Origin of the sequence: Streptomyces sp. NRRL S-31, from assembly GCF_000718775.1 — a bacterium.
Lineage (GTDB): Bacteria > Actinomycetota > Actinomycetes > Streptomycetales > Streptomycetaceae > Streptomyces.
Genome location: NZ_JOCB01000035.1, coordinates 56079 through 65939, shown reverse-complemented (window position 1 = coordinate 65939; position 9861 = coordinate 56079). Strand labels below are relative to the sequence as shown.

At 70.1% G+C, this 9861-nt stretch carries 3 protein-coding genes, 1 tRNA gene and 1 rRNA gene; 4 read left to right on the top strand and 1 reads right to left on the bottom strand.

The genetic code is table 11. The features are described 5' to 3' along the window. The 3 genes from rrf to IF37_RS0116030 all read left to right on the top strand — a co-directional run. A 5S ribosomal RNA gene (rrf, locus tag IF37_RS40875) occupies positions 1-99 on the top strand; the annotation flags it as partial. A 114-nt stretch (positions 100-213) separates the two neighbouring features. Then, positions 214-876: a DegT/DnrJ/EryC1/StrS family aminotransferase gene (locus IF37_RS0116035; RefSeq protein WP_030742460.1), complete on the top strand. Its 663-nt coding sequence runs from the start codon at positions 214-216 to the stop codon at positions 874-876. Between the two features lie 83 nt (positions 877-959). Then, positions 960-1032: transfer RNA gene (locus tag IF37_RS0116030), tRNA-Thr, on the top strand. 47 nt (positions 1033-1079) lie between these two features. Here the strand turns inward: IF37_RS0116030 and IF37_RS0116025 are convergent. Continuing rightward, the gene (locus IF37_RS0116025; RefSeq protein WP_030742458.1) at positions 1080-3839 is read right to left on the bottom strand and encodes a SpoIIE family protein phosphatase; all 2760 of its coding nucleotides are present in this window, start codon (positions 3837-3839) and stop codon (positions 1080-1082) included. A gap of 410 nt (positions 3840-4249) precedes the next feature. On the opposite strand from IF37_RS0116025, the gene IF37_RS0116020 reads away from it, so the two are divergent. Beyond that, a complete protein-coding gene (locus IF37_RS0116020; protein WP_106981791.1) occupies positions 4250-9709 on the top strand; it encodes a HAMP domain-containing protein in 5460 nt (1819 codons plus the stop codon). Positions 9710-9861 lie beyond the last annotated feature (152 nt).

Here is a 9861-nt window from a genome sequence, read left to right as displayed (position 1 = left end):
AGGGAAACGCCCGGTTACATTCCGAACCCGGAAGCTAAGCCTCACAGCGCCGATGGTACTGCAGGGGGGACCCTGTGGGAGAGTAGGACGCCGCCGAACTAATTGTGATAAAGGTCGGATCCTGAACTTCGGTTCGGGGTCCGACCTTTTTCTGTTGCGCTTAACGTGTCGTTCACGTTGCGCGCACAGCATCCAGACATGGGTACTGCAGCAATGCTCAGGGCCGCAGGCGTCGGAGTCGGTGACGAGGTCGTCGTACCGGCCTTCGGGAACGTCGAGGTGGCCGAGGCCGTCACCCTGGCCGGCGCGCTCCCGGTGTTCGCCGACATAGACCCGGTGACCTACTGCCTGGCCCCGGAGGGGGTCGAGGCCGCCATAACCCCCCGTACCGCCGCGGTCGTTGTCGTGCACCGCTTCGGACGGCGGGCCGACATCAGCCGGTTGCACGGGCTCGGACAGCGGCACGGACTGCTGGTCCTGGAACAGGGCGAATCCGAGGCGCCGTACGACGAGATAGCCCAGCGCAGGGAGCGGGCCGCCTATCTCGACGCCAAGCTGAAGGGCTTGCGGACGCCGGACGGCGGGGACGGGCACACCTACCAGCAGTACGTCGTCCGCGTGCCGGGCAACGGCCGGCCGGACCGGGACGCCTTCGCCCGGGCCCTGCGGGCCAGGGGAGTCGACTGCCGGGTGCCGGTCAAGACCCCCGTGCACCGGCTGCCGGAGTTCCGCCGGTGCGTGCCCCTGCCGGAGACCCAGCTCGCCGCCGACGAGACACTCGCGCTGCCCGTGGACGCGGCGCTCACCAAGCGGGATATGCAGCGCGTCGTCTCCGCGTGCAACGCGCTCGGCGGTCTGCTCCAGCCCGCCTTCTGACCGGGCCCGAACGAATTTGGGAACCGGGGCCGGATCGGGGTACAGTTTCTTCGTCACCGCGAGGGAAACCTCGAAAACGACAGGCCCCTATAGCTCAGTCGGCAGAGCGTCTCCATGGTAAGGAGAAGGTCAACGGTTCGATTCCGTTTGGGGGCTCAGACAAAAAGGCCCCACCCTTCCGGGTGGGGCCTTTTCGTGCTTCCTCACGCCTCCTGGTGGATGCCGGGAACCCGCATCGCCAGGATCGCCATGTCGTCGGAAGGGGCGTCCGAGGCGAAGCGCTCCACCGCGCGCATGATGCGTGCCGCGACCGCGCCCGCCGTCAGCCCCGTACACGTCGTGAGGACGTCGGCGAGGCCGTCGTCGCCCAGCATGCGTGTGCCCTCGCGGCGTTCGGTGACACCGTCCGTGACGCACAGCAGCACGTCGCCCGGGTCCAGGGTGACCGTCTCCTCGTACAGCTCCAGGTCCTCGATGACGCCCAACAGCGGCTGCGGCTCGGCCGCCGCCGTCACCGTGCCGTCCTGGCGCAGACGCAGCGGGAGCGGATGGCCGGCGCACACCACCTTCAGCTCCGCGCTGCCGTCCTCCCGCGGGCGCATCTCGCCGTAGAGGAGGGTCAGGAAGCGGCTGCGGTCGCCCTCGTCGAGGATCGCGGAGTTCAGGCGCTCCAGGACCGCGGGGCCGGACAGGCCCTCGCGGGCCAGCAGACGCAGGGCGTGCCGGGCGAGGCCCGTGACCGCCGCCGCGTTGGGACCCGTACCGCAGACGTCGCCGATGGCGAAGCCGTAGGCTCCGTTGCCGATGGGGAAGAGGTCGTAGAAGTCGCCGCCGACCTCGTTGCCCTCGCCGGCCGCGCGGTAGATGACCTCCACCTCGACACCGTCGATCTGCGGCAGGCCGGGCGGGAGCAGACTGCGCTGGAGGGACTGGCTGATGGCCGTGCGCTCCGAGTACAGGCGGGCGTTGTCCAGGGCGAGGGCGGCCCGGCGGCTCAGGTCCTCGGCCAGCTCCAGGATCTCCTGGCGGAAATGCTCGTCGGTGGGCTTGCCGAGGGTCAGCATGCCGATGACGCGGTTGCGGGCGACCAGCGGCAGCACGACCGTCTCGCCGCCCACCGCGGAGGCCGTGGCGAGCGTCGGGCCGATGGCGGAGGCGACCTGGTGCGTGGGACCGCCGGCCAGGCCCAGGCTGCGCATGGAACTGCGCAGGGCCGCCTGGTGGGCGACCTCGCCCGGGGCCGTCCAGACCCGGGCGCCCGGTGTGGGCACCGGGTCCGGCGGGGAGACCTTCGACAGCAACGACTTGATGCCGTCGATGAGTTCCTCGTCCTCGTGCAGGACGTACGACAGGTACGGCTCCGACGCCTGGTCGGCGATGGTGTACACCGCGCACCAGGTGGCCAGCGTGGGGACCGTCATCTGGGCCATCAGGGCCAGCGTCTGGTCCCGGTCCAGGGTGCCGGCCAGCAGGTCGGACGCCTCGACCAGGAAGCTCAGGGAGCCGCGGCGCAGCCGTTCCAGTTCGCCGAGGCGGGCGGACTCGACGGCCAGCGCGATGCGGTCGGCGGCGAACTGGAGGCGCAGAGCCTCCTCGTTGCTGTAGCGGCCGGGCGCCTCGGCCGCGACGCCGAGCGAGCCGGTGAGGCGGCCCTCGACCTTCAGCGGGACGGTGACGACCGAGCGCATACCGGTGCCGGCGAGCAGGGGCACGGCGCCGGGGACGGCGGCGAGGTCGTCGTGGACGGCGGGCATGCGGGCCGAGCCGTAGCGGCCGGGGCCCGCCTCGACCGGCACGCGCGCGAAGCGCTGGCGGGCGGAGGGCAGGCCGGTGGAGGCTCGCACCTCCAGTTCGGTCTCGTCGTCGGTGGCGAGCAGCAGGAACGCGGAGTCGCCGTCGAGCATGTCGCGGGCGCGTTCCACCGTGCGCTGGAGCAGTCCGTCCAGGTCGTCCGGGGCGGGGGAGCCGATGAACACCTCGAAGGGGTCGGTGTTCTGCCCGTCGGCGGACTGCGGCTGGTCGCCGGCCGGGACGCGCGGCGGGGTCTGGAGGACCGCGCGCTCGTCGTCGCGGACCAGGAGGCAGACGGTCGAGGGTTCGCCGCCGGTGTCACGGACCCGGAGGTGCGAGGCGTACACCCGGGCCACGCGGCCGTCGGCGCCGCGGATGCCGTAGGTGCCCTCCCAGCGGGAGAGCCGGAAGGCCTCGGCGATGCCGGTGCCGGTGCCGGGGGTGTGCGGCCAGGCCGCCAGCTCGGTGAGGGGCTTGCCGATGACGTCGGCGGCCGGGTAGCCGAACAGTTCCTCCGCGTCCTCGTTCCACGCGCTGATGCCGCCCTTGCGGTCGACCTGGAGCACGGCGACGCGGACCCGGCCGTCGGCCAGGGGCAGCAGGTCGGCGGGGAGGGCCGGGCCCGCGGCACGGGTGCCGACCGGGCGTTCGGGCAGGTCGAGCTGGAACCAGACGTTCTTGTGGGTGGGGGTGTAGTCGACGCCCCAGCGGGTGGCGAGGGCCGCGCAGAGCTGGAGTCCCCGCCCGCCCTCGCGGTCTGGGCTGCCCATGGCGGCGACGGAGGTCTGGAGGGGGACCTCCCGCTCCGGGTAGCGGTCGGAGACCTCGATGCGCACGCCTTCCTCGGTGCGCAGGCAGAGCACCTCCGCGTGCGTGCCAGCGTGGACGACCGCGTTGGTGACCAGCTCGCTGGTGAGGACGACGGCGTCGTCGACGATGTCGGCGAACCCCCACCCCTGGAGGGTGTCGCGGACGAAGGACCGGGCGGTCGCGACGGATCGTCCGACGGGCTCGAAACTGGCGGCCGCGCGCGCGGTGATCACAGGACTCCTCGGCCGTTCGTCGGCATGCAGGGCTGGCTCGCCGGGCGGCTCGCGCCGCTGCCGCGGCATCGGCGCGTCCGTCGGCTGTGGCTCCGGGGGCTGCCCCCCGGGGATCACTCCGGTGGTCATGGTGTCCGGCCGCCCCTCCGATGCCCGCTCGTACTCGTGCCACCGCCCAGACCGGTCGGACCGGTGCGGCTGGACAGCCGCATGCAAGGTTACTTACCTTCGCCGTCCCAGAGGATGCCGGTCGCGGGTGTTTACGCCCCCAGGGTGTGCGAACGATGTGCGAAGGTGCCGAACTGTTATGGCCTGGTTGGGCCGGGGTGAAACACTGGGCAAGCTTCTGACGGAGGTCGGGTCGGTCCGCGTGCGGCGCGTGCGCGGTGGGCAGCAGCCCTGTGTGGCCGGATCGCCTCCGGCAGATCTACGCGGAAGTAACGGGTACGCGGGAGTAACCGGTATGCCGATGACCGGCACGCCGGGGGCCGAAGCGGCCGAGCACAGCAGTGACGGTCTACCCCTCCGGGAGGGACACAGTGGAGTCTGGCGCGGCGACGCGGGGCACGAAGACGCGCGCGAAAGGCGGACCGTCCCTCGGCAGGAGCGGCGGTACCACCACCGTGGACACGGCTGCCCTGAACCGGTTGCTGGCGGCCCTCGTGGCGATGCGGGACGGGAACTTCCGCAAGCGGCTCACGGTGTCCGGGGACGGCGTGATGTCGGAGATCGCGGCCGTGTTCAACGAGGTGGCGGACCGCAATCTGCATCTGACCGGTGAACTGTCCCGGGTACGGCGCATGGTGGGGCGCGAGGGGAAGCTCACGGAGCGGCTGGAGACGGGCGCCTGCGAGGGCTCGTGGGCGGTGGCCGTCGACAATTCCAACGCGCTGGTGGACGATCTCGTCTGGCCCGTCTCCGAGGTCAGCCGCGTGCTCACGGCGGTCGCCGAGGGCGATCTGTCACCGCGGATGGAGCTGCGGACGCAGGCGCCGGACGGCGGTACGGGGCATCCGCTGCGCGGTGAGTTCCTGAAGGTCGGCCGGACCGTCAACAACCTGGTCGACCAGCTGTCGACGTTCACGGACGAGGTCACGCGGGTGGCCAGCGAGGTGGGCACCGAGGGCAAGCTCGGCGGCCAGGCCCGGGTGCGCGGGATGTCGGGTTCCTGGAAGGACCTGACCGAGTCCGTCAACACGATGGCGTACCGGCTGACGGCGCAGGTGCGGGACATCGCGCTGGTCACCACGGCGGTCGCCAAGGGTGACCTGTCGCGCAAGGTGACCGTCCACGTGGCCGGCGAGATGCTGGAGCTGAAGAACACCGTCAACACGATGGTGGACCAGCTGTCGTCCTTCTCCTCCGAGGTCACGCGGGTGGCCCGGGAGGTGGGCACCGAGGGCATCCTGGGCGGCCAGGCGCAGGTGCCCGGGGTGGACGGGGTGTGGAAGGAGCTGACCGACTCCGTCAACACGATGGCGGGCAACCTGACCGCGCAGGTCCGCGGGATCTCGCAGGTGACGACCGCCGTCGCCAGCGGTGACCTGTCGCAGAAGGTGACCGTGCCGGCGCGCGGCGAGGTGGCGCAGCTCGCCGAGACGGTCAACCAGATGACCGAGACGCTGCGGATCTTCGCGGACGAGGTCACACGGGTGGCGAACGAGGTCGGCGCGGAGGGGCGGCTCGGCGGGCAGGCGAACGTGCCGGGCGCGGCCGGTACCTGGAAGGACCTGACGGACTCCGTCAACACGGTGTTCAGGAACCTGACGACGCAGGTGCGGGACATCGCCCAGGTGACGACGGCGGTGGCGAGCGGTGACCTGTCGCAGAAGGTCACCGTGGACGTGGCCGGCGAGATGCTGGAGCTGAAGAACACCGTCAACGGCATGGTGGACCAGCTGTCGGCGTTCGGTGCCGAGGTGACACGGGTGGCGCGGGAGGTCGGGGTCGAGGGTGAGCTGGGCGGCCAGGCGCAGGTGCCGGGCGCGGCCGGTACCTGGAAGGACCTGACGGACTCCGTCAACACCGCGTTCCGCAATCTGACCGGGCAGGTGCGCAACATCGCCCAGGTGACGACGGCGGTGGCGAACGGCGATCTGTCGCAGAAGGTCACCGTGGACGTCTCGGGCGAGATGCTCCAGTTGAAGAACACCGTCAACACGATGGTGGACCAGCTGTCGAGCTTCGCCGACCAGGTCACACGGATGGCCAGGGACGTGGGTACGGAGGGCCGGCTGGGCGGTCAGGCCCGGGTGGACGGCGTCTCCGGCACGTGGAAGGAGCTGACGGACTCCGTCAACTTCATGGCCGGCAACCTGACCTCCCAGGTGCGGCAGATCGCGCAGGTGACGACGGCGGTGGCGCGCGGTGACCTGTCGCAGAAGATCGACGTTGACGCGCGCGGCGAGATCCTTGAGCTGAAGAACACGATCAACACGATGGTTGATCAGCTGTCCGCCTTCGCCGACCAGGTGACCCGGGTGGCGCGTGACGTGGGCACTGAGGGCCGCCTCGGCGGGCAGGCGCAGGTGCCGGGTGTCGCCGGCGTGTGGCGGGACCTGACCGACTCGGTGAACGGCATGGCGGGCAACCTGACCGCACAGGTCCGCAACATCGCGCAGGTCGCGACGGCCGTGGCGCGCGGTGACCTGTCCCAGAAGATCACCGTGGACGCGCGCGGGGAGATCCTGGAGCTGAAGAACACCCTGAACACGATGGTGGACCAGCTGTCGTCGTTCGCCGACCAGGTCACGCGGGTGGCCCGTGAGGTGGGCACGGAGGGCATCCTCGGCGGGCAGGCCGAGGTGCAGGGTGTCTCCGGCACCTGGAAGGACCTCACCCAGTCCGTGAACTTCATGGCGAACAACCTGACCATCCAGGTGCGCAACATCGCCGAGGTCACGACGGCGGTCGCCAAGGGCGATCTGTCGAAGAAGATCACTGTTGACGCGAAGGGCGAGATCCTTGAGCTCGTCACGACGGTCAACACGATGGTTGATCAACTCTCCAGCTTCGCCGAGCAGGTGACCCGGGTGGCCCGTGAGGTGGGCACTGAGGGCATCCTGGGCGGTCAGGCGCACGTGCCGGGCGTCACGGGCATCTGGAAGGATCTCAGCAACAACGTCAACCTGATGGCCAACAACCTGACCATGCAGGTGCGGAACATCTCGCAGGTGGCCGCGGCCGTCGCCAACGGTGACCTGACGCGGCAGGTGACGATCGAGGCGAGCGGTGAGGTGGCGCAGCTCGCCGACACCATCAACACGATGGTGAAGACGCTGAGTTCGTTCGCCGACCAGGTCACCAAGGTGGCCCGCGAGGTGGGCACGGACGGCATCCTCGGCGGACAGGCGCACGTACCGGGTGTGGCCGGCACCTGGAAGGACCTCACCGAGTCGGTGAACCAGATGGCGTCGAACCTGACCGGACAGGTGCGCAACATCGCCATGGTCACCACGGCGATCGCCAAGGGTGACTTGACGAAGAAGATCGACATTGACGCGCGCGGCGAGATCCTTGAGCTCAAGACGACGATCAACACGATGGTCGACCAGCTGTCCAGCTTCGCCGAGGAGGTCACGCGGGTGGCCCGCGAGGTGGGCACGGAAGGGCAGTTGGGCGGTCAGGCACGCGTGCGGGACGTCGACGGCACCTGGCGCGACCTCACCGAGTCCGTGAACGAGATGGCCGGGAACCTGACCCGGCAGGTGCGGGCCATCGCGCGCGTGGCGACCGCGGTGACCCGCGGCGACCTGAACCTGAAGATCGACGTGGACGCGTCCGGCGAGATCCAGGAACTCCAGGACTACATCAACAAGATGATCGCCAACCTGCGCGACACCACGATCGCCAACAAGGAGCAGGACTGGCTCAAGGGCAACCTGGCCCGTATCTCCGCCCTCATGCAGGGCCGCCGGGACCTGGAGGACGTCGCCTCGCTGATCATGAGCGAGCTGACGCCGGTGGTGTCCGCGCAGCACGGCGCGTTCTTCCTGGCGATGCCGCTGATGGAGGGCAGGGCCGTCGGCAACGGGGAGGACGCCTACGAGCTGCGGATGCTGGGCTCGTACGGCTACTCGATGGGTTCCATGCCGACGTCGTTCCGGCCCGGCGAGGCCCTGATCGGCACGGCCGCCCAGGAGAAGCGCACGATCCTGGTGGACAACGCGCCCAGCGGCTACCTGAAGATCTCCTCCGGGCTGGGGGAGGCCCCGCCCGCGCAGGTGATCGTGCTGCCGGTGCTGTTCGAGGGCAAGGTGCTGGGCGTGATCGAGCTGGCGTCCTTCACGCCGTTCACGCAGATCCAGCGGGACTTCCTGAACCAGATCGCCGAGATGATCGCGACGAGCGTCAACACCATCTCGGTCAACACCAAGACCGAACAGCTGCTCAAGCAGTCGCAGGAGCTGACCGAGCAGCTGCGGGAGCGGTCGGCCGAGCTGGAGAACCGGCAGAAGGCGCTCCAGGCGTCCAACGCCGAGCTGGAGGAGAAGGCGGAGCTGCTGGCCCGGCAGAACCGGGACATCGAGGTGAAGAACACCGAGATCGAGGAGGCCCGGCAGGTCCTGGAGGAGCGTGCCGAGCAGCTGGCGGTCTCCATGAGGTACAAGAGCGAGTTCCTCGCCAACATGTCGCACGAGCTGCGCACCCCGCTCAACTCGCTGCTGATCCTGGCGAAGCTGCTGGCGGACAACGCCGAGGGCAATCTGTCGCCGAAGCAGGTGGAGTTCGCCGAGACCATCCACGGCGCCGGCTCCGACCTGCTCCAGCTGATCAACGACATCCTGGACCTGTCGAAGGTCGAGGCGGGCAAGATGGACGTCTCCCCGACCCGTATCGCGCTCGTCCAGCTCGTGGACTACGTGGAGGCCACCTTCCGGCCGCTGACCGCGGAGAAGGGCCTGGACCTGTCCGTACGGGTCTCGCCGGAGCTGCCGGCCACCCTGCACACCGACGAGCAGCGGCTGCTCCAGGTGCTGCGCAACCTACTGTCCAACGCGGTGAAGTTCACCGACTCCGGTTCGGTGGAGCTGGTGATCCGGCCGGCCGGCACGGGCGTGCCGCACTCCATCCGGGAGCAGCTGCTGGAGGCGGGGTCGCTGACCGACCCGGACGGCGAGCTGATCGCGTTCTCGGTGACCGACACCGGCATCGGGATCGCGGCCAGCAAGATGCGGGTGATCTTCGAGGCGTTCAAGCAGGCGGACGGCACCACCAGCCGCAAGTACGGCGGCACCGGCCTCGGCCTGTCGATCTCGCGGGAGATCGCTCAGCTGCTGGGCGGTGAGATCCACGCGCAGAGCGAGCCCGGCCGCGGCTCGACGTTCACGCTGTACCTGCCGGTGCACCCGAGCGAACTGCCGCCGCAGGGCTACCAGCAGTCCGTGCCCGCCCTGGAGGCCGGCGCCCTGGTCGCCTCCCGGGCGCACCTGTCCTCGGAGCTGTCCGCGGCGGAGATCGAGACGCCGGCCGAGGTGAAGTCGTACCAGGAGACGCAGAACGGCGCCGCCGCGCTCTTCCGGCGCCGTCGGCGGAGCCTGCCGGAGGAAGCGTCGCGGCCCGAGCAGTGGCCGGCCGCCGCCGAGCGGGAGCGTGCTCCGCAGCCCGGCCGCGCGGTGCGGTTCGGCGGTGAGAAGGTGCTGATCGTCGACGACGACATCCGCAACGTGTTCGCGCTCACCAGCGTGCTGGAGCAGCACGGGCTGTCGGTGCTGTACGCGGAGAACGGCCGCGAGGGCATCGAGGTGCTGGAGCAGCACGACGACGTGGCGGTCGTGCTGATGGACATCATGATGCCCGAGATGGACGGGTACGCGACGACCACGGCGATCCGGCGGATGCCCCAGTTCGCGGGGCTGCCGATCATCGCGCTCACCGCGAAGGCGATGAAGGGCGACCGGGAGAAGGCGATCGACTCGGGCGCCTCCGATTACGTCACCAAGCCGGTCGATCCCGACCACCTGCTGTCGGTGATGCGGCAGTGGATGAGGCCGGAGTGAGCGCGGAGTGAGCGCGGCGGGCGGTGCGGCGGGGCGCGCCGAGAACGCCGGGGGAACCTCCGCGGCGCTCGGGGCGTTGCTGCATGATGAAGGCCGGGCACATGCGGGAACCCTGGATTCCGGGAACCATCCGGGGCCCTGCCGCGTTTCCG

What these genes read in the sequence shown, in the direction of transcription:
- IF37_RS0116035 (WP_030742460.1), top strand. Translation starts at nt 214, where the DNA reads ATGCTCAGGGCCGCAGGCGTCGGAGTCGGTGACGAGGTCGTCGTACCG.
- IF37_RS0116025 (WP_030742458.1), bottom strand. Translation starts at nt 3,839, where the DNA reads ATGACCACCGGAGTGATCCCCGGGGGGCAGCCCCCGGAGCCACAGCCG.